Origin of the sequence: Streptomyces sp. P9-2 (assembly GCF_051903975.1) — a bacterium.
Lineage (GTDB): Bacteria > Actinomycetota > Actinomycetes > Streptomycetales > Streptomycetaceae > Streptomyces > Streptomyces cellulosae.
The window spans coordinates 2217971-2237409 of sequence record NZ_CP192633.1; the positions used below are offsets into that span (position 1 = coordinate 2217971).

At 73.3% G+C, this 19439-nt stretch carries 15 protein-coding genes; 13 read left to right on the plus strand and 2 right to left on the minus strand.

Going from position 1 to position 19439, the window contains the following annotated elements; genetic code table 11:
• Positions 1-716 precede the first annotated feature (716 nt).
• From ACQY0Z_RS10405 to ACQY0Z_RS10415, 3 genes are all read left to right on the plus strand, one after another.
• Positions 717-980, plus strand: a complete 264-nt coding sequence (locus tag ACQY0Z_RS10405; protein WP_006134669.1) for a WhiB family transcriptional regulator — start codon at positions 717-719, stop codon at positions 978-980.
• Positions 981-1258: 278 nt separating this feature from the next.
• Positions 1259-4924: a glycosyltransferase gene (locus ACQY0Z_RS10410; RefSeq protein WP_439812145.1), complete on the plus strand. Its 3666-nt coding sequence runs from the start codon at positions 1259-1261 to the stop codon at positions 4922-4924.
• On the plus strand, positions 4921-6495 hold the full coding sequence (locus ACQY0Z_RS10415) for a DUF5719 family protein (RefSeq protein WP_439812146.1): 1575 nt from the start codon (positions 4921-4923) through the stop codon (positions 6493-6495). The genes ACQY0Z_RS10410 and ACQY0Z_RS10415 overlap by 4 nt, the downstream gene beginning before the upstream one ends.
• A 30-nt stretch (positions 6496-6525) precedes the next feature.
• Here the strand turns inward: ACQY0Z_RS10415 and ACQY0Z_RS10420 are convergent, their stop codons facing one another.
• A complete protein-coding gene (locus tag ACQY0Z_RS10420) occupies positions 6526-6906 on the minus strand; it encodes a metallopeptidase family protein (protein ID WP_254587451.1) in 381 nt (126 codons plus the stop codon).
• 352 nt (positions 6907-7258) lie between these two features.
• Here ACQY0Z_RS10420 and ACQY0Z_RS10425 point away from each other — a divergent pair, with 352 nt between their 5' ends.
• From ACQY0Z_RS10425 to ACQY0Z_RS10465, 9 genes are all read left to right on the plus strand, one after another.
• A complete protein-coding gene (locus ACQY0Z_RS10425; RefSeq protein ID WP_006134663.1) occupies positions 7259-7681 on the plus strand; it encodes a DUF3499 domain-containing protein in 423 nt (140 codons plus the stop codon).
• A gap of 128 nt (positions 7682-7809) precedes the next feature.
• Positions 7810-9426 carry an L-lactate permease gene (locus ACQY0Z_RS10430; RefSeq protein ID WP_189895820.1) on the plus strand — a complete coding sequence of 539 codons (1617 nt, stop codon included), beginning with the start codon at positions 7810-7812 and terminating at the stop codon, positions 9424-9426.
• 72 nt (positions 9427-9498) lie between these two features.
• Complete coding sequence (locus tag ACQY0Z_RS10435; RefSeq protein ID WP_347225179.1) at positions 9499-10863, plus strand: phosphomannomutase/phosphoglucomutase; 1365 nt, start codon at positions 9499-9501, stop codon at positions 10861-10863.
• A gap of 116 nt (positions 10864-10979) precedes the next feature.
• Positions 10980-11150, plus strand: a complete 171-nt coding sequence (locus ACQY0Z_RS10440; RefSeq protein ID WP_439812147.1) for a Trm112 family protein — start codon at positions 10980-10982, stop codon at positions 11148-11150.
• Between the two features lie 55 nt (positions 11151-11205).
• Complete coding sequence (locus ACQY0Z_RS10445; RefSeq protein ID WP_439812148.1) at positions 11206-12336, plus strand: SIS domain-containing protein; 1131 nt, start codon at positions 11206-11208, stop codon at positions 12334-12336.
• 84 nt (positions 12337-12420) lie between these two features.
• On the plus strand, positions 12421-13572 hold the full coding sequence (manA, locus tag ACQY0Z_RS10450; protein ID WP_189895817.1) for a mannose-6-phosphate isomerase, class I: 1152 nt from the start codon (positions 12421-12423) through the stop codon (positions 13570-13572).
• Between the two features lie 140 nt (positions 13573-13712).
• Positions 13713-14693, plus strand: a complete 981-nt coding sequence (locus tag ACQY0Z_RS10455; protein ID WP_347225182.1) for a cation diffusion facilitator family transporter — start codon at positions 13713-13715, stop codon at positions 14691-14693.
• A 298-nt stretch (positions 14694-14991) separates the two neighbouring features.
• Positions 14992-16449, plus strand: a complete 1458-nt coding sequence (ahcY, locus tag ACQY0Z_RS10460) for an adenosylhomocysteinase (protein WP_189895815.1) — start codon at positions 14992-14994, stop codon at positions 16447-16449.
• Between the two features lie 120 nt (positions 16450-16569).
• Positions 16570-17184 carry a hypothetical protein gene (locus ACQY0Z_RS10465; RefSeq protein ID WP_189895814.1) on the plus strand — a complete coding sequence of 205 codons (615 nt, stop codon included), beginning with the start codon at positions 16570-16572 and terminating at the stop codon, positions 17182-17184.
• A 23-nt stretch (positions 17185-17207) separates the two neighbouring features.
• Here ACQY0Z_RS10465 and ACQY0Z_RS10470 read toward each other — a convergent pair whose 3' ends face one another.
• Complete coding sequence (locus ACQY0Z_RS10470) at positions 17208-18152, minus strand: RDD family protein (RefSeq protein ID WP_439812149.1); 945 nt, start codon at positions 18150-18152, stop codon at positions 17208-17210.
• Between the two features lie 99 nt (positions 18153-18251).
• On the opposite strand from ACQY0Z_RS10470, the gene ACQY0Z_RS10475 reads away from it, so the two are divergent.
• Complete coding sequence (locus ACQY0Z_RS10475) at positions 18252-19259, plus strand: stage II sporulation protein M (RefSeq protein ID WP_189895812.1); 1008 nt, start codon at positions 18252-18254, stop codon at positions 19257-19259.
• Positions 19260-19439 lie beyond the last annotated feature (180 nt).

The following is a 19439-nucleotide window of genomic DNA, read 5'->3' on the forward strand; positions in this document are numbered from 1 at the left end:
GGTCCTCGGCGCGAAGAAGCGGGGCGGTGGGGGTGTCGCCGCGTGGGGCCCGGGTCGCGGGCGGGCGGCAGGGGATGCCCCGGGTGGGAGCGGGTTCAGCAGGAGGAGGAGGCCGGGTCCTGCGGGGACGCGGCGTCGGCGGGAGCGCGGTGGCTCAACAGCCGGTACAGCGACAGCTACAGCGAGCGCGGGCAGCACCGAGGAACCCGGCGGAGCGGGTCGAGGTGAGTGCCGGATTCGCGAGCATGCCCACAAGGAGAGCGGTTCACACCCCCGAAGTCAACTCGAAGCCCGGTATGTGGGACCTGGTTCACCTCATCCGGTTCATCTGACAGGTGAAAGGTTTGTTCAGCCGGTTGCCGGGACACAAGGTGCGCACGGCCGGGCGCCCCGCGCGCCGTTGCGATCCCGTGATCCGACTGTGATCCGGATCGCCGCGGCAGGGGTGTCGGAACGAGATCGATCCTCTGGGCGTCCTCCCTTGTGAGGCCGTGTGCGGGGCCGGACGTCCATGCGGGTCCCGTCTGTGTGTCAAGGTTTAGGGTGATTTGAACACTTTCCGCTCGGCCTTGGTTCCGCAGAGTGAATAAGGGGCCCAATAGCAGATCTCGGCTTGACTCGCCCGGAGCAGCACACTTGTAATTTCACTCGTGTCGTTCAGCCGGAATCGGTAACGGCCACATCACGGGGACGCGAAAGACGGACGAGGGGCGCACATGACCGAGCTGGTGCAGCAACTGCTGGTCGACGACGCGGACGAGGAACTCGGCTGGCAGGAGCGCGCGCTGTGCGCCCAGACCGATCCCGAGTCGTTCTTCCCCGAGAAGGGCGGCTCCACCCGGGAGGCCAAGAAGGTCTGCCTCGCGTGCGAGGTCCGCTCCGAGTGCCTCGAGTACGCCCTCGCCCATGACGAACGCTTCGGCATCTGGGGCGGTCTGTCCGAGCGGGAGCGCCGCCGTCTGAAGAAGGCCGCCGTCTGACGCGCGGCGCCCCGGGCGACGCCCGGAGCACACCCGATATCCACACGCTTCTTCGTACAAACGTCACTTAAGGCCCGTCGCCGGTGGGTTGTCCACAGGCGGCGGGCCCCCTTGTTGTGCAGCCGATAGTGTGGTCGCTCGTCCGAGACGCCCCGCCGCCCCCATCGGGCACGGGCGTCCCCACAGTCCACCGAACCGGGGCCCGTACCTCGATGTCCGTGCACAGCCACACGGCAGCCCGTCAGGATTCCGCTGCCGCACCTGAGTTCCCGCGTCACGTGGTGACCGCGGTCCTCGTCTCCCACGACGGCGCCCGCTGGCTGCCGGACGCCCTGGCCGGCCTGCTCGGCCAGGAGCGCCCCGTCCAGTTCGCCATGGCCGCCGACACCGGCAGCGCCGACGACTCCGCCCGGCTGGTCACCGAGGCCCTCGGCGACGAGCGCGTGCTGCACCTCGCCCGGCGCACCGGCTTCGGCCAGGCCGTCGAGGAGTGCCACCGCGGCGCCCCGCACCTCACCCCCGACGACCTGCCGTACCTGAGGCGGCCGAGCGGCTGGGACCCGGTCACCCGCAGCTGGCGCGACGACGCCTACGACCTGCCCGAACTGCCGTTCGGCGAACCGGTCGAGTGGCTGTGGCTGCTGCACGACGACTGCGCGCCCGAGCCCGACGCGCTCGCCGAGCTGCTGCGCGTCGTGGAGAACGAGTACGAGCTCGGCCGCGAGGACGTCGCCGTCGTCGGCCCCAAGCTCCGCGGCTGGTACGACCGCAGGCAGCTGCTCGAGGTCGGCGTCTCCATCGCCAACTCCGGCCGCCGCTGGACCGGCCTGGACCGCCGCGAGCAGGACCAGGGCCAGCACGACCACGTACGGCCCGTGCTGAGCGTGTCCACCGCCGGCATGCTCGTCCGCCGCGACCTCTTCGAGCAGCTCGGCGGCTTCGACCGGCACCTGCCCCTCATGCGCGACGACGTCGACCTGTGCTGGCGGCTCAACGCCGCGGGCTACCGGGTCCTCGTCGCGCCCGAGGCGGTCGTCCGGCACGCCGAGGCGGCCTCCCGCGAGCGCCGCACCGTCGACTGCGTGGGCCGCACGGCCGCCTCCCCGCACAAGGTGGACAAGGCCGGCGCCGTCCACACCCTCCTCGTCAACACCCGCACGGCCGCCCTTCCCTGGGTGCTGCTCCGGGTCGTCCTCGGCACGCTGCTGCGCACCCTCGCCTACCTGGTCGGCAAGGTGCCGGGGCAGGCCGTCGACGAAATCCGCGGCCTCATGGGCGTCCTGCTCCGCCCCGAGCGCATCCTCGCCGGACGCCGCGACCGCGGCAGCCCCCAGGTCGACAAGGGCGAGCTGCGCCCGCTGTTCCCGCCGCCCGGCGCCACCGTCCGCGTCACCGTGGAGCAGGTCGCGAGCAACCTCGTCGGCCGCTCCGACCCCGAGGCCGTCTCCGGCGCCGGACGGCACGGCAGCGCGATGGAGTCCGGACCCGGCGGCGACGACGCCGACTTCCTCGAGATCGAGCAGTTCGCGCGCCTCAAGCGCATCGCCCGCCGCCCCGGTCCCGTCCTCTTCCTGACGCTGCTGCTGGTCTCCCTGGTGGCGTGCCGTCAGCTCCTCGGCGGCGGCGCCCTGGCCGGCGGCGCCCTGCTGCCCGCGCCCGCCGCCGCGGGTGACCTGTGGGCCCGCTACACCGACGCCTGGCACGCGGTCGGCGCCGGCGGCACCGGCACCGCACCGCCCTACCTGGCCGTCGTCGCCGCGCTGGCGACCCTGCTGCTCGGCTCCACCGGCCTAGCCGTCACCGTGATGCTGGTCTGCTCGGTGCCGCTGGCCGGCGTCACCGCGTACTTCGCCTCCCGCCCGCTGGTCGAGTCCCGGCTGCTGCGCGCGTGGGCGGCCGTCGCCTACGCCTTCCTGCCCGCCGCGACCGGCGCCCTGGCCTCGGGACACATCGGCACGGCCGTGCTCGCCGTGCTGCTCCCCCTCCTCGCCCGCGCCGGCATCGCCGCGAGCGGACTCACCGCCCCCGACGGCCGCGGCAGCTGGCGCGCCACCTGGGCGTACGCGCTGCTGCTCACCCTCACCACGGCCTTCACCCCGATCATGTGGCCGATGGCGCTGGTCCTCGGCATCGGCGTGCTGGCCCTGCGCAGGGCGGACCTCAAGGCCTACGGCCCCCGCTTCCTGGCGCAGTTCGGCAGCCCCCTGCTGGTGCTCGCCCCCTGGTCGCTGTCCCTGCTGCCGTTCGGCTTCTTCACCGAGGCCGGCCTGCCGTTCGGGCAGTCCGCCGCCTCCGCGCTCGACCTGCTCGGCGCCAGCCCCGGCGGGCCCGGCACCAGCGGCGGACTGCTGCTGATCGGCCTGGTCCTCGCCGCGCTGGCCGCCCTGCTGCGCGCCGAGCGCCGCACGGCGATCCTCACCGCGTGGACGGCCGCCGTGGCCGGCCTCCTCTTCGCGGCCCTGTCCAACGGCTCCACCTGGGCCGGCCCCGCCACCCTCGTCTACGGCATCGCCCTGCTGGCCGCCGGCGCGCTCGGCGCCGACGGCGCCCGCGCGCGCGTCGCCGAGATGAGCTTCGGCTGGCGCCAGCCGGTCGCCGCGCTGATCGCCCTGGCCTGTGCCGTCGGACCGCTGGTCCTCGCCGTCGGCTGGATGGTCCGCGGCGCCGACGGCCCCGTCGAACGGCGCGACCCGGTGCAGGTGCCGGCGTTCGTCGCCGAGGAGAGCGCCACCCGCGACCAGGCCCGCACCCTGGTCCTCGACACGGACTCCGCCGACCGCGTCGACTACGTCCTGGTGCGCGGCTCCGGGGCCCGCATGGGCGACGCGGAGATCGCCGCCCAGGACGGTGAGAACGAACTGCTCGACAAGGTCGTCGCCAACCTCGTCGCCGGTTCCGGCGCCGACCAGGCCGACCAGCTCGGCGGCTTCGCCGTCCGCTACGTCCTGGTCCACCAGGGCGCTCCGCGCGAGGTCACCCGCGTGCTGGACGCCACGCCCGGCCTGAGCCGCCTCAGCCAGCAGGAGGGCGGCGCGCTGTGGCGGGTGGACCGCCAGGTCGCCCGCGCGGCCGTCGTGCCCGCCGAGGGCAAGGGCGAGCCCGAGCCCGTGGCCGCGGGCCCGGTCGAGATCCACACCGAGATCGAGGACGGCGCGGAGGGCCGCGTCCTGCGCCTGGCCGACTCCGCCGCGGAGGGCTGGACCGCCACCCTCGACGGCAAGGAGCTCACCCCGACCACGGTCGACGGCTGGGCCCAGGGCTTCGAACTGCCCGCGTCCGGCGGCGCCCTGGACGTCACCTACGACGAGCCGCTCACCCACACCCTGTGGATGTGGGCGCAGGGCCTGCTCGCGATCGTCCTTGTCGTCATGGCGCTGCCCGGCCGCAGCCGTGACATCGACGACGACCTGCCCGAGGAGGCGCCCGTCCCGGCCGAGGCCATGGCCGGCGAGGGCCGCCGCGCCCGCCGCCTGCGCGCGCAGGCCGAGGCGGAGGCCGCGGCCAACGGCGAGGGCGGCGACCCGGAGGGCGTGAGCGCCACGGACGCCGACGCCATGGACGCGCCCGGCCCCGACCCGTACGGCGAAGGCGACATGCCCGCCCCTCCAGAGCAGCCCCCCGCCACCGTCCCGCACCAGGCCGGCTACGGCGACTGGGACCAGGGGCAGTACCAGAACGCGGAGTACGACGAGACCGCCTACGCGGCCGCGCCCTACCAGCAGCAGTACCCGGCGGGCGGCTACGGCGGACAGCAGCAGTACCCGGCGGAGGGCTACCCGCAGCAGGACGGCGGGTACGACCCGTACGGCTACGGCGCCCCGCAGCAGGGCTACGACCAGACGTACCCGCAGGGATACGACGGGACGGCGTACCCACAGGGCTACGACCCCGCGTACGACCCCCACGCCACGGGCAACGAGCGTCCTGACGGGAGCCAGCAGTGAACCGCACCACCCTGTCCCTGATCGCGGGCGCCACAGCGCTCGCCGCCGTCACGGGCGTCGCCGCGCTCACGGCGCCCGGCCCCGAGGCCGCCGAGCAGCCGACGGGGTCGGCGGCCACCCTGCCCGTGGAGCGCACCGGCCTGCTGTGCCCGCAGCCCAGCACCTCCGACCTCGCCGAGACGACGTACACCTCGTTCACCCCGGTCACGGAGGGCGCGGACGACAAGGGCACGGCCGTGCTCCGGTCGGCCGCGCAGCAGTCCGTCCCGGACGAGGACGCTTCAGCCGACGAAGTGGGCGGGACGGACGGCGAGGACGCCTCCGCCGACGAGGAGAGCGAGAAGGACGGCAAGGGCTCCGCGAAGGACGACCAGGGCGGCAAGCCCGTCCTGCAGCTGAAGGAGCCCGGCACGCCGGTGACCGCCGAGGCCGAAGGCGCCGACGCTCCCGCCCTCGTCGGCACCGCCGACGGCCGCTTCGCGTCCGGCTGGACCGCGCAGCAGACCACCGAGGTCGCCGCCGGCACCGGCCGCGGCCTCCAGGGCGTCGCCTGCTCCGCCGCCGACACCCAGTTCTGGTTCCCCGGCGCGAGCACCGACGACAGCCGCACCGACTACATCCACCTGACCAACCCGGACGACTCCGCGGCCGTGGTCGACATCGAGCTCTACGGCAAGGACGGCGAGCTGGAGACGACGGTGGGGGAGGGCATCACGGTCAAGCCGCGCTCCTCCGAGCCGGTGCTGCTGTCCACGCTCACCGCCGAGAAGCAGACCGACGTCACCGTGCACGTGGTGGTCCGCAGCGGCCGGGTCGGCGCCGCCGTGCAGGCCCTGGACGACGAGACGGGCGGCGACTGGCTGCCCGCGTCGGCCGACCCGTCGGGCAGCCTGGTCCTGCCGGGCATCCCGAAGGACGCCACGGCCGTGCGCCTGGTCGCCTTCACGCCCGGGGACGCCGACGTCGACCTGAAGGTGCGCCTCGCCGCCCCGTCCGGTCTGATCACCCCGGCAGGCAACGAGACGCTGCACCTCAAGGGCGGGATGACCGCGGGCTTCGACCTGGGCGACCTCACCCGTGGAGAGGCCGGCTCCCTGGTGCTGACCGCGCCGGACAGCTCCGTGCCGGTGGTGGCGGCGGTGCGGGTGCTGCGCGGCGAGGAGGGCGGGCAGGAGTCGGCGTTCATCCCGGCGGCCCGCCCGGTCGAGACGCGTGCGACGGCCCTGGACAACACCGCCAAGGGCACCACCCTGTCGGTCACCGCGCCCGAGGGCGACGCCGAGATCAAGGTGACGGCCTCCGCCGGCACCAAGGGCGGCACGCCGCAGACGAAGACGTACAGCATCAAGTCGGGGACGACGCAGGACATCGAGGCGCCCGTGCCCGCGGGTCTGAAGGGCAGCTACGCGCTCACGGTGGAGACGCGGACCGGCGGCCCCGTCTACGCCTCGCGCACCCTGGCCTCGACGGAGGGAGGCGTCCCGTTCTTCACGGTGCAGCCGCTCCCTGACGACCGGGGCATGGTGGCGGTGCCGGACGCGTCCGAGGACCTGTCCGTCCTCCAGCGGTAGCCGCAGGGAGACTCCAGCACCCCCGGTACCTCAGTCCTCCCCGTACCGGGGGTCGACCGTCTCGGGGGTGAGACCCAGCAGGTCGGCGACCTGTTCGACCACGACCTCGTGGACCAGTGCCGCCCGCTCGTCGCGTCCCTTGGAGCGGATCTCGACCGGCCGCCGGTAGATCACCACGCGCGCGGGGCGGCCGTCGCGGGCCGTCACCGTCCCGCCCAGCGGGACCGTCTCGTCCCAGCCGGGTCCGGCCGCGCCGTCCAGCCGGGGGACGTCCAGCACCAGGAAATCGATGTCGGCGAGCTGCGGCCAGCGCCGCTCGAGACGCTCCACCGAGTCCTGCACCAGGTCCGCGAACGTCTCCGCGCGGCTGGCGGCCAGCGGCACCTGGGGTGGTGCGATCGGGCCGCGCATGCCCCTGCCGTGTCGGTCACGGCGTCGGGGCCCGGGGCCTGCGGAGCGAGGAGTCACGGGGCTGTCCATCACTGCGAAGGGTAGTCGTCGTGCCGCCGGGCCGCCCCACGCCCACGCGCGTTCCGGCCGACCCGCGCGCCATGTCACAACCTGACCATTCCAGCCAAGCTTGGGCTCGATTCCGTATCTCTCCTCGACCGATCACCTCAAGGCATTTGACGGTGTTTATGCCGACTGGTGACCGGAATCAGAACCGTCCGAAAGCCGCCGTTCCGGCGTACCGCCTGGTCACAGAGGTGTGTTTCCTGGGGTATGTGGGGCGTTTCACACCCCGACACGGGGGAGTGACCTGGTGGAGAGTCGTCGCGGCCCGCTCAAGAGTGCGGTACCGTCCAACGTCGTGAGCCCTGTACGTCGCTGTTCGCGCACCGCCTGCGGCCGTCCCGCCGTCGCGACGTTGACGTACGTCTACGCCGACTCGACCGCGGTCCTCGGCCCGCTCGCCACCTACGCCGAGCCCCACTGCTACGACCTGTGCGCCGAGCACTCCGAGCGCCTCACCGCGCCGCGTGGCTGGGAGGTCGTCCGCCTGCTCGACGGGTCCGCCCCGGCGCAGCCCAGCGGGGACGACCTGGAAGCGCTCGCCAACGCCGTGCGCGAGGCGGCCCGCCCCCAGGAGCGGGCGGCCGGAGCAGGCGGCGGCGCGCGAGGCGCCGACCCGATGGAGGTCGCCCGCCGCGGCCATCTGCGGGTTCTGCGCTCCCCCGACAACTGAGGGCGCGCGGCCGTCACCCCGTCACATCCCTTCACTGCACACCCATTGACGCCCGCTTGGCGCGGACACGACCATTCCGGTGACCCAGCGAGAAATCGCTTTCGCATGGCGGAATCCGGGAGGCGCTCGTGTACGTCCAGGAACTGGAACCCGTCGCCGGATCACTCGGCCTCTCCGCCCTCGTGGCGGCCCTGCCGCTGCTGATCGTGCTGGTGCTGCTCGGCGGCGTCCGGATGAAGGCCCACCTCGCGGGCCTCATCGGCCTCGCGGCGGCCGTCGCGGTGGCCTGGCTGGCGTACGGGATGCCACTGGACCAGACGCTCTCCAGCGGTGTGCAGGGCGCCGTCTTCGGGCTCTTCCCGATCATGTGGATCGTCGTGAACGCCCTGTGGATCTACCGGATGACGGTCCGCACCCGCCACTTCGACATCCTGCGCCGCTCCTTCGGCCGGCTCTCCGACGACCCCCGCATCCAGGCGCTCGTCGTCGCGTTCTGCTTCGGCGCCCTGCTGGAGGCGCTGGCCGGGTTCGGCGCCCCCGTCGCGATCTCCGCCGTGATGCTGGTCGCCCTCGGCTTCGACCCCGTACGCGCCGCCGTGGTCGCGCTGGTCGCCAACACCGCGCCGGTGGCGTTCGGCGCGATGGGCACGCCCGTCGTCACGCTAGCCCAGGTCACTGGGCTGCCGCTGGACTCCGTGGCGTCCGTGGTCGGCCGCCAGACGCCGCTGCTGGCCCTCGTGGTGCCGCTCGTGCTGGTGTGGCTGGTCGACGGCCGGCGCGGACTGCGCGAGACCTGGATCCCCGCCCTGGTGTGCGGCGTCGCCTTCGCCGTGGCGCAGTTCGCCGCCTCCAACTACGTCTCCGCGCAGCTCGCCGACATCGGCGCCGCCCTCGCCGGCGCGGGCGCCCTGATGGCCGTGCCCCACTCCCGCGTCCCCGCCGCCGAGTCCGTACGCACCTCCGTCCTCACCGGCACCCGCAGCGAGGAACTGGACGCCGAGGACCCGCGCGGCGAGGTCGTCCGGGCCTACGCCCCCTACGCGCTGATCGTCGCGATCTTCGCCGTCGCGCAGATCCCGGCCGTCAAGGACTGGCTCGCCGGCGCCACCCAGACCTGGAACTGGCCCTTCCTGGACGTCGCGAACCCCGACGGCGAGCCCGTCGGCGGCAACATGTTCAGCCTGCCGCTCGTCTCCACCGGCGGGACGCTCGTGCTGTTCGCCGGCCTCGCCACCGCGGCCGTCCTCGGCGTCCACGCGCGCGTGGCGGCCAAGGAGTGGCTGGAGACCGTGCGCGAACTGCGGTTCGCGCTGCTCACGGTGACCAGCGTGCTCGCCCTCGCCTACGTCATGAACCTCTCCGGACAGGCCGCCACCATCGGCCACTTCGTGGCGGCCGCGGGCGCGGGCCTCGCCTTCCTGTCCCCGGTGCTCGGCTGGTTCGGTGTCGCCGTGTCCGGCTCCGACACCTCCGCCAACGCCCTCTTCGGCGCCCTCCAGGTCACCGCCGCCCAGCAGTCAGGCCTCTCGCCCGAACTGCTCGCCGCCGCCAACAGCTCCGGCGGCGTGCTCGGCAAGATGATCTCGCCGCAGAACCTCACCATCGCCTGTGCGGCCGTCGGGCTCGCGGGCCGCGAGGGCGACCTGCTGCGCAAGGTGCTGCCCTGGAGCCTCGGCCTGCTGCTCGTGATGTGCCTGATCGTGGTCGGCCAGAGCACGGTGGTGCTCGGCTGGATGCTGCCCTGAGCCTCCGCGACGGCCCCGTCGGACACTGCGGGTAGTTTGTGGTGACCGACAGGACTTCCGGAAGGGCTGGCCGTGGCTGCTGATCTCTCGCAGATCGTGAAGGCGTACGACGTGCGCGGGGTCGTCCCCGACCAGTGGGACGAGGCGCTCGCCGAGCTCTTCGGGGCCGCCTTCGTGCGGGTGACCGACGCGACCGCCGTCGTCACCGGCCACGACATGCGCCCCTCGTCGCCCGGCCTGTCCGCCGCCTTCGCCCGCGGCGCGGCGGGCCAGGGCGCCGACGTCACCGAGATCGGCCTGTGCTCCACCGACCAGCTGTACTACGCCTCGGGCGCGCTGAACCTGCCCGGCGCGATGTTCACCGCCTCGCACAACCCGGCGCGCTACAACGGCATCAAGCTGTGCCGCGCCGGCGCCGCCCCCGTCGGCCAGGACACCGGCCTCGCCGACATCCGCGCCCTCGTCGAGGAGTGGAGCGACACGGGCGCCCCGCAGAAGGCCGGCACGACCGGGACGGTCACCCGCCGCGACACCCTCGAGGACTACGCGGCCCACCTGCGCTCCCTCGTCGACCTCACCGGCATCCGCCCGCTCAAGGTCGTCGTCGACGCAGGCAACGGCATGGGCGGCCACACGGTCCCCACCGTCCTCGCAGGACTGCCGCTCACGCTCGTCCCGATGTACTTCGAGCTCGACGGCACCTTCCCCAACCACGAGGCCAACCCGCTCGACCCGGCCAACCTCGTCGACCTGCAGAAGCGGGTCCGCGAGGAGGGCGCCGACCTCGGCCTCGCCTTCGACGGCGACGCCGACCGCTGCTTCGTCGTCGACGAGCGCGGCGAACCCGTCTCGCCCTCCGCCGTCACCGCCCTGGTCGCCTCCCGTGAACTCGCGCGCAACGGCGGCACGGGCACCGTCATCCACAACCTGATCACCTCCCGGTCCGTGCCCGAGGTCGTCCGGGAGAACGGCGGCACCCCCGAACGCACCCGCGTCGGCCACTCCTTCATCAAGGCGGAGATGGCCAGGACCGGCGCGATCTTCGGCGGCGAGCACTCCGCGCACTACTACTTCCGCGACTTCTGGAACGCCGACACCGGCATGCTCGCCGCCCTGCACGTCCTCGCCGCCCTCGGCGAACAGCAGGGCACGCTGTCCGCGCTCGTCGACCAGTACGACCGCTACGCCGGCTCCGGCGAGATCAACTCCACCGTCGACGACCAGGCCGCCCGCCTCGCCGCGATCCGCGCCGCCTACGACGGCCGCGAGGGCGTCACCCTCGACGACCTGGACGGCCTCACCGTCTCCGCCGCCGACTGGTGGTTCAACGTCCGCCCCAGCAACACCGAACCGCTGCTGCGCCTCAACGCCGAGGCCCGCGACGAGGCCACCATGATCCGCATCCGCGACGAGGCCCTCGCCCTGATCAGGCAGTAGTCCCCGAGCCCCCGGCAGGCCGGGACGGCGGGTGCCCGGGGGGACCTCCCCGGACCCGCCGCGCGGCCCCCACCGGCGGTACCCTGACCAGCACATCCACCAGCGAAGGGACCCTCATGCCTCTCGAAGCCGGCCTCCTGGAGATCCTGGCCTGCCCGGCCTGCCACTCCTCCCTCGAGGAGCGCGACACCGAGCTGGTCTGCACCGGCCAGGACTGCGGACTCGCGTACCCGGTCCGCGACGGCATCCCCGTCCTCCTCGTCGACGAGGCCCGACGCCCGCAGTAGCCGCCGCGCGCCCGGAGCCCCCGCGTACCGCCCCGCCGATCGGAGCCAGTCGCCCATGCTCGACGAATCGCTGCTCGACTCACCGGAGGGCCTCGCCGAGGCCGACCACCGCGCCCTGCTCCGCGGCGCCGCCGAGGCCGGCGCCCGCGTCCGCACCGCGGCACGGCACGCCGCCGAGGCGGGCGTGGGCGACCTGAAGCCCGACGGCCGCCCCCGCGCCGTGCTCATCGCCGGGCCCGGCGCCGCCGCCACCCAGGCCGCCGACCTGCTCGGCACCCTGGCCGGCGCCGGCAGCCCCGTCACCCGCCTCGCCCCCACCGGCGTCGCGCCCGCCGCGGGCGCCCTGCGCTGGGAACTGCCGGGCTGGGCCGGGTCCGTGGACCTGCTGCTGATCGCCACCCCGGACGGCACCGAACCGGGCCTGTCCCTCCTCTCCGAGCAGGCCTACCGGCGCGGCCTCACCGTCGTCGCCGTCGCCCCCGCCGGCACCCCGCTCGCCGAGGCCGTCTCCGGCAGCCACGGCCTGTTCGTCCCCATGGCCGTCGCGCCCTACGACCACGACGAACCCCTCGCCGCCTCCGCGCCCGGCGTGCTGTGGGCGCTGCTCACCCCGCTGCTCGCCCTGCTGGACCGCACCGGCCTGCTCACCGCGCCGCCGGACGTCCTGCAGAAGGTCGCCGACCGCCTCGACGCCGTCGCCGAACGCTGCGGGCCCGCCGTCGCCACGTACAGCAACGCGGCCAAGACCCTCGCCGCCGAACTCGCCGACGCGCTGCCCCTCGTGTGGACCGAGGGCGTCTCGGCCGGACCGGCCGGACGGCGCTTCGCCGCCGCGCTCGCCGAGCTGTCCGGCACCCCCGCCGTCGTCGCCGAACTGCCCGAGGCCCTCGCCGCGCACAGCGCCCTCCTGGCAGGACCGCTCGCCGCCGGCGCCGACCCGGACGACTTCTTCCGCGACCGCGTGGAGGAGCAGCCCGCCCTGCACGCGCGCGTGGTACTGCTCCGCGACCGGCCCCTCGGCGGACTCACCGCCGCCCCCGCAGCCCGCGAGCTGGCCCTCACCCACGACACGCCCATCAGCGAGCTGGAACCGGAGGAGGGCGGCGAACTGGAGACCCTCGCGGAACTGATCGCCGTCACCGATTTCGCCGCCGTTTACCTGGCGCTCGCCTCCACACCCCGATGATGCCGAAGACCCCCTGACCCCCCGCGCGGACGCCCGGCCCGGCGCGCCCGCACGAGAACCGGCAGAAGGAACGCGAAGAGCCCCATGGACCGCCTCGACAACACCGTCCGCCCCTACGCCTGGGGCTCCACCACCGCCATCCCGCGGCTGCTCGGCGCCGAACCGACCGGCGAACCGCAGGCGGAGATGTGGATGGGCGCCCACCCCGGCGCCCCCTCGCGCACCGGCCGGGGCACCCTCGCCGAGGTCATCGACGCCGACCCGGAGCGCGAACTCGGCGCGGCCGCGGTCGCCAAATTCGGGCCCCGCCTGCCGTTCCTGCTCAAACTCCTCGCCGCCGGCTCCCCGCTGTCCCTCCAGGTCCACCCCGACCGCGCCCAGGCGCAGGCGGGTTACGAGGACGAGGAGCGCCGCGGCGTCCCCGTCACCGCCCCGCACCGCAACTACAAGGACGCCAACCACAAGCCCGAACTCATCTGCGCCCTCACCGAGTTCGACGGCCTGTGCGGCTTCCGCGACCCCCTGCACGCCGCCCAACTCCTCGACGGCCTCGGCGTCGACTCCCTCAAGCCGTACGTCGACCTGCTGCACGCCCGTCCCGAGGAGGCGGCACTGCGCGAGGTGCTCACCGCCGTCCTCACCGCCGACCCCGACGAGACGGCCCACACCGTCACGGAGACGGCCGCGGCCTGCGACCGCCTCGGCGGCGACTACGCCCCCTACGCCGGCATCGCCCACCACTACCCGGGCGACCCCGGCGTCATCGCCGCGCTGCTCCTCAACCACGTCCGGCTCCAGCCCGGCGAGGCCCTGTACCTCGGCGCCGGCGTCCCGCACGCCTACCTCGACGGCCTCGGCGTCGAAATCATGGCCAACTCCGACAACGTCCTGCGCTGCGGCCTCACCCCCAAGCACGTCGACGTCCCCGAACTCCTGCGCATCGTCCGCTTCGAGGCCGCCGACCCCGGTGTGCTCCGCCCGGAGGCGGGCCCGGACGACGAGGAGGTCTACGAGACCCCCACCGACGAGTTCCGGCTCTCCCGCTACGTCCTCCCCGAAGGCGCCCCCGCCCACGACCTCACCCTCGACGCCCCGCAGATCCTGCTGTGCACCGCGGGCACGGTCCGCGCGGGCGAGCACGACCTGACGCCCGGACAGTCCGTGTTCGTCCCCGCGGGTGAGAAGGCCGAGGTCTGGGGTACCGGAACCGTCTTCCGGGCCACCGTCGTCATCTGAAGGTCCATGACGACGACCTGACGCGCCGTCGCCGGGCGGGGCTGCAACAATGGCCCACCGTCGCAGCACGGGCGACGGCCCGGCGGCAGGCGCACACGCCTGCCCGGACTCAACGGCGTACGAAGGGACAACGCGAACACATGAGCGCGTCAGGCGGCACCAAGGCGATCGTGGCGGCACTCGCCGCCAACCTCGCGATCGCGGTAGCGAAGTTCGTGGCGTTCGTCTTCAGCGGGTCCTCGTCGATGCTCGCCGAGTCCGTGCACTCGGTCGCCGACTCCGGCAACCAGGCACTGCTGCTCGTCGGCGGCAAGAAGGCCCAGCGCAAGGCGACCCCGGAGCACCCCTTCGGCTACGGCCGCGAACGGTACATCTACGCCTTCCTCGTCTCCATCGTGCTGTTCTCGGTCGGTGGCATGTTCGCCCTCTACGAGGGCTACGAGAAGATCAAGCACCCGCACGAGCTGGAGCACTGGTACTGGCCGGTCGGCGTGCTGGTCTTCGCGATCATCGCCGAGGGCTTCTCCTTCCGCACCGCCATCAAGGAGTCCAACGGCCTCAGGGGCGGCCGCTCCTGGAAGGAGTTCGTCCGTCACGCCAAGGCGCCCGAGCTGCCGGTCGTCCTCCTCGAGGACCTCGGAGCGCTCGTCGGTCTGGTGCTCGCCCTCGGCGGCGTCGGCCTGGCGCTCGCCACCGGAGACAGCGTCTGGGACGGCATCGGCACCCTCTGCATCGGCGTCCTGCTCATCGTGATCGCCCTGGTGCTCGCCGCCGAGACCAAGTCGCTGCTGCTCGGCGAGGCCGCGGGCGTGGAGGAGACCCGCAAGATCGAGGCCGCCGTCGTCGACGGCGAAACCGTCACCCGCGTCATCCACATGCGCACCCTCCACCTCGGCCCGGAGGAGCTGCTCGTCGCCGCCAAGATCGCGGTGCAGCACGACGACACCGCCGGCGAGGTGGCCGCCGCCATCAACGCCGCGGAGACCCGCATCCGCGACGCCGTGCCGATCGCCCGGGTGATCTACCTCGAGCCCGACATCTACAGCGAGACCGAGGCCGCCAAGGGCCCTGACCCCGAGGCCACGCCCGGCGGACCCACCCAGCCGGACGCAGCGCACTGATCCGCCCCGACACCGCCTTCAGGCCGTTCCGGGACCGCACCGCGGCCCCAGAACGGCCTGATGTGTTCCCGGCCGGACTGGGGACCGCCGGGCGGGTCGGTGTAGCTTGGGACGGAGCCAGACGTCGCTGCTGATGGCGGTCGGGCGGTCCCCCGCGGACCGGCCGAGGGAGAGAGGGCCTCCGACGGACTGCGCTGCGCGTACGCGGGCATGCCTGTGCCCTCCTCGGGCACCCCTGTGTCCGCCGCCGCGCAGACCAGCCGTACCCACCTCGACCCAACCCGAGGAGCAGCCCGTAATGACGACTGTCGACAACCGACAGGACTTCAAGGTCGCCGATCTCTCCCTGGCCGAGTTCGGCCGCAAGGAGATCACCCTCGCCGAGCACGAGATGCCCGGCCTCATGGCGATCCGCAAGGAGTACGCCGACGCCCAGCCCCTGGCCGGCGCCCGGATCACCGGCTCCCTGCACATGACCGTGCAGACCGCCGTCCTCATCGAGACCCTGGTCGCGCTCGGCGCGCGGGTCCGCTGGGCGTCCTGCAACATCTTCTCCACCCAGGACCACGCCGCGGCCGCCATCGCCGTCGGTCCGAACGGCACGCCCGACAACCCGCAGGGCGTCCCCGTCTTCGCCTGGAAGGGCGAGACGCTCGAGGAATACTGGTGGTGCACCGAGCAGGCGCTGACCTGGCCGGACAGCCCCACCGGCGGCCCGAACATGATCCTCGACGACGGCGGCGACGCCACGCTCCTCGTCCACAAGGGCGTGGAGTACGAGAAGGACGGCAAGGCCCCCTCCCCGGACACCGCCGAGTCCGACGAGCACCGGGTCATCCTGGAGCTCCTCAACCGCACCCTCTCCGAGAACCCGCAGAAGTGGACCCAGCTGTCCTCCGAGATCCGCGGTGTCACCGAGGAGACCACGACGGGCGTCCACCGCCTGTACGAGATGCAGCGTGACGGCACCCTGCTGTTCCCGGCGATCAACGTGAACGACGCCGTGACGAAGTCGAAGTTCGACAACAAGTACGGCTGCCGCCACTCCCTGGTCGACGGCATCAACCGCGCCACCGACACCCTGATCGGCGGCAAGACCGCCGTCGTGTGCGGTTACGGCGACGTCGGCAAGGGCTGCGCGGAGTCGCTGCGCGGCCAGGGCGCCCGCGTGATCGTCACCGAGATCGACCCGATCTGCGCGCTGCAGGCGGCGATGGACGGCTACCAGGTCACCACGCTCGACGAGGTCGTCGACAAGGCCGACATCTTCGTCACCACGACCGGCAACAAGGACATCATCATGGCCTCGGACATGGCCAAGATGAAGCACCAGGCGATCGTGGGCAACATCGGCCACTTCGACAACGAGATCGACATGGCCGGCCTCGCGAAGGTCCCCGGCATCGTCAAGGACGAGATCAAGCCGCAGGTCCACACCTGGACGTTCCCCGACGGCAAGAAGATCATCGTGCTGTCCGAGGGCCGCCTGCTGAACCTGGGCAACGCCACCGGTCACCCGTCGTTCGTGATGTCCAACTCCTTCGCGGACCAGACCCTGGCCCAGATCGAGCTGTTCACCAAGCCCGACGAGTACCCGACCGGCGTCTACGTGCTGCCCAAGCACCTCGACGAGAAGGTCGCCCGCCTCCACCTGGACGCGCTCGGCGTCAAGCTCACCACGCTGCGCCAGGACCAGGCCGACTACATCGGCGTGAAGGTCGAGGGCCCGTACAAGCCCGACCACTACCGCTACTGAGCCGGCCGCGCTCCTCACCGAGCCCGAGCCGCCCCGAGGCAGGCCCCCGCACCCCCGTGCCGGGGGCCTGCCCCGTTGTCGGACCGGCGACCGGTCCCGCCCTCACGACCCAGGACCCCCATGCCCCGCGGCCGCTATTCGCTCCACGATCCGCACGATCACACCCCCCTCGCGGACGAACACTTCCAGTGCGCCCCCGGCCCCTCCGGCTGGCGCTACGTCTCCCGGCTCACCGCCCCCGACGGCGACCACGCCGGCTCGGTCGACCTCACCCTCGACGAACTCGGCCGTCCCCTCCGCCTCGAACTGCACGCCGCGAGCTGGCAGGTCCGCGGCGCCGCCCTCGACGGCGTCACCTGGGTCCGCACCGACCCCACCGGGGCCCACGCCACCGAAGGCAATGTGCGCGCCCACGCCTTCACCGGCTCGTCCCCGGCCTTCCTCATCGCCACCGCCCGTCTCCTGCGCCTCACCCCCTCCGCCGCGGCCACCCGCGTACGCCTCGTCGCCTTCACCGACCCGGTCCTCGCCCCCCGCACCGTGGACCAGTCCTGGGCGCTGGTCGACAGAGAAACACACCCCACTGACAACGGACCCCTGACCGTGGACGCGTACCAGGTCACGGCCCTGGACACGGGCGAACAGCACACCGTGCACCTGGCGGGGGACGTCGTCCTGTCGGCGCCCGGCGTGGAGCTGGAGGACCTGGACTCACCGCCGTCGGACCTCGGCTGAGGAAGCGCCGCCTCCGGCGGTGGTCAGGCGGGCGGCACGAAGCCGGTGGCGGGCCGCTCGGCGGGCACGCCGGGGGCCTCGCTGCTCGAGGGAGGCACGGCCGGGGACACGGGGGTCGGCGGAACGGCGGGCGGCGGAACGGCGGGCGGCGGCAGCACAGGCCCGCCCTGGCCGACGGCGGGAACAGGAGAGGCTGGGGTGGCCGGGGCGGCCACTCCGCCCCCGAACGCCCGCTGCGCCTCCCGCGTCTGCCGCTCCTGCAGCACCGCCGCCAGATACATCGCGGGCGGCACCCCCGGAGGCACCGGCGCCCCGGTGCGCCCGGCCACGTCGGACGCCAGCCGCTCCGCCATCGACCAGCCGACCTGCGGATCGAGCTGCCGCATCCGCGTCAGGTACTGACGGACGGCGAGCCACAGACCGTCGGGCACCGCCGACAGATCGAGCCCGGAGAAACGTCCCGCCAGCCACGGCGGAGGCGGCGGCACGAAACCGCCCTGCCCGGCGGCCGGCACCCGCTCGCGCACCACCAGCGTCCCGGCGAACACATCCCCCAGCCGCCGGCCGCGCGCCGACACCAGCGAGGCGACGCAGGCCACGACGCCGAACGTCATCAGGATCTCGATCACCCCGAGCAGCCCCCGCACGAGCGCGTGCCGGAACCGGATCGGCCCGCCGTCGTCCCGCACCACCCGCAGCCCGCACGCCAGCTTCCCCAGCGACCGCCCATGCGTGAGCGTCTCGACCAGGATCGGACCGCCCACCAGCACCAGGACGAACGTCGCGATCGACACCGCCGTCCGCGCCGCCTCGTCCAGCGAGGCCGTCGCCGCCACCAGACCGAGGGTCACCAGGACATAGACGGTCACGGCCACCGCCAGATCCAGCAGCACGGCCAGCCCCCTGCTGGGCAGCTTCGCGGGGCGCAGTTCCAACGCCACCGCCTCGCCCGTCACCAGCTCACTCACGCCTGCCGCCCTTCCCTGGGTCTGCCCCGAACACCGCCAGTCTGCCAAGCTGATGGCACATCGCACCGCAGTACGAACAGCCGAGGAGCAGGGACACCGATGGACCTCGACGTCTTCGTCTCCGCCCATCGCGCGGAGTGGGACCGCCTCGACGCCCTGCTCGGACGACGCCGCCGGCTCACCGGAGCCGAGGCCGACGAACTCGTCACCCTGTACCAGCGGGCCGCCACCCACCTCTCGGTGATCCAGTCGGCCGCCCCCGACCCCCAGCTCACCGGCCGGCTCAGCCAGCTGGTCGCCCGCGCGCGCAGCGTGGTGACGGGCACCCGCCGGGCGTCCTGGCGCGACGTCACGCACTTCCTGACCCACGGGTTCCCCGCGGCCGTTTACCGCGCGCGTCACTGGTGGGTGCCGACGGCGCTGATCTCCACGGCGGTGGCCGCGCTGCTCGGCTGGTGGATAGGCACCCACCCCGAGGTCCAGGCCGCCATAGCGGCGCCCGCGGAACTCCGGGAGATGACCCGCCCCGGCGGCCAGTACGAGACGTACTACTCCAGCAACCCGGCGACCTCGTTCGCCGCGCAGGTGTGGACGAACAACGCGTGGGCAGCCGCCCTGTGCCTCATCCTCGGGGTGTTCCTCGGTCTGCCGGTCCTGTGGATCCTCTTCCAGAACATGCTCAACCTGGGTGTCGGCTTCGGTCTGATGTCCTCCGCCGGACGCCTCGACACCTTCCTGGGCCTGGTCCTCCCGCACGGCCTGCTGGAACTCACCGCGGTCTTCGTCGCCGCCGGCACGGGACTGCGGCTCGGCTGGACCGTCATCGACCCGGGCCCGCGCACCCGCCGCACCGCCCTCGCCGAGGAGGGCCGCGCCGCCCTCGCCATGGCGATCGGCCTCGCCCTGGTCCTCTTCGTCTCCGGCGCCATCGAAGGCTTCGTCACCCCGTCCGGCCTGCCCACCTGGGCTCGCATCACCATCGGCGTCGTCGCCGAACTGGCCTTCCTGGCGTACGTCTATGTCCTGGGCGGACGTGCCGCCCGAGCGGGTGCGACCGGCGACGTCGAGGCATCCGAGCGAAGCGCCGCTGTGCCTACGGCCGCCTGATGTGCAACGGGCCGCGGTGAGCTGCTAGTCTCCTCTTCGCCCCACGGGAGCCGTTGACGCGGCGCCGGTGGGGAGGTAGATTTGAACAGTTGCCTGGAGATGGGTTCCGACCCTGAAGGCGACGGTGAACATCTACTGGCTTCCCGCCGGGACGCAGATTCCGCGGAAGCACCCCCCGAT

Bases quoted from the DNA above. Each gene is read 5' to 3' on its own strand.
- ACQY0Z_RS10405 (WP_006134669.1), top strand. From the start codon at position 717: ATGACCGAGCTGGTGCAGCAACTGCTGGTCGACGACGCGGACGAGGAA.
- ACQY0Z_RS10420 (WP_254587451.1), bottom strand. From the start codon at position 6,906: ATGCGCGGCCCGATCGCACCACCCCAGGTGCCGCTGGCCGCCAGCCGC.
- ACQY0Z_RS10440 (WP_439812147.1), top strand. From the start codon at position 10,980: ATGCCTCTCGAAGCCGGCCTCCTGGAGATCCTGGCCTGCCCGGCCTGC.
- ACQY0Z_RS10445 (WP_439812148.1), top strand. From the start codon at position 11,206: ATGCTCGACGAATCGCTGCTCGACTCACCGGAGGGCCTCGCCGAGGCC.
- manA (WP_189895817.1), top strand. From the start codon at position 12,421: ATGGACCGCCTCGACAACACCGTCCGCCCCTACGCCTGGGGCTCCACC.
- ACQY0Z_RS10455 (WP_347225182.1), top strand. From the start codon at position 13,713: ATGAGCGCGTCAGGCGGCACCAAGGCGATCGTGGCGGCACTCGCCGCC.
- ahcY (WP_189895815.1), top strand. From the start codon at position 14,992: ATGACGACTGTCGACAACCGACAGGACTTCAAGGTCGCCGATCTCTCC.
- ACQY0Z_RS10465 (WP_189895814.1), top strand. From the start codon at position 16,570: ATGCCCCGCGGCCGCTATTCGCTCCACGATCCGCACGATCACACCCCC.
- ACQY0Z_RS10475 (WP_189895812.1), top strand. From the start codon at position 18,252: ATGGACCTCGACGTCTTCGTCTCCGCCCATCGCGCGGAGTGGGACCGC.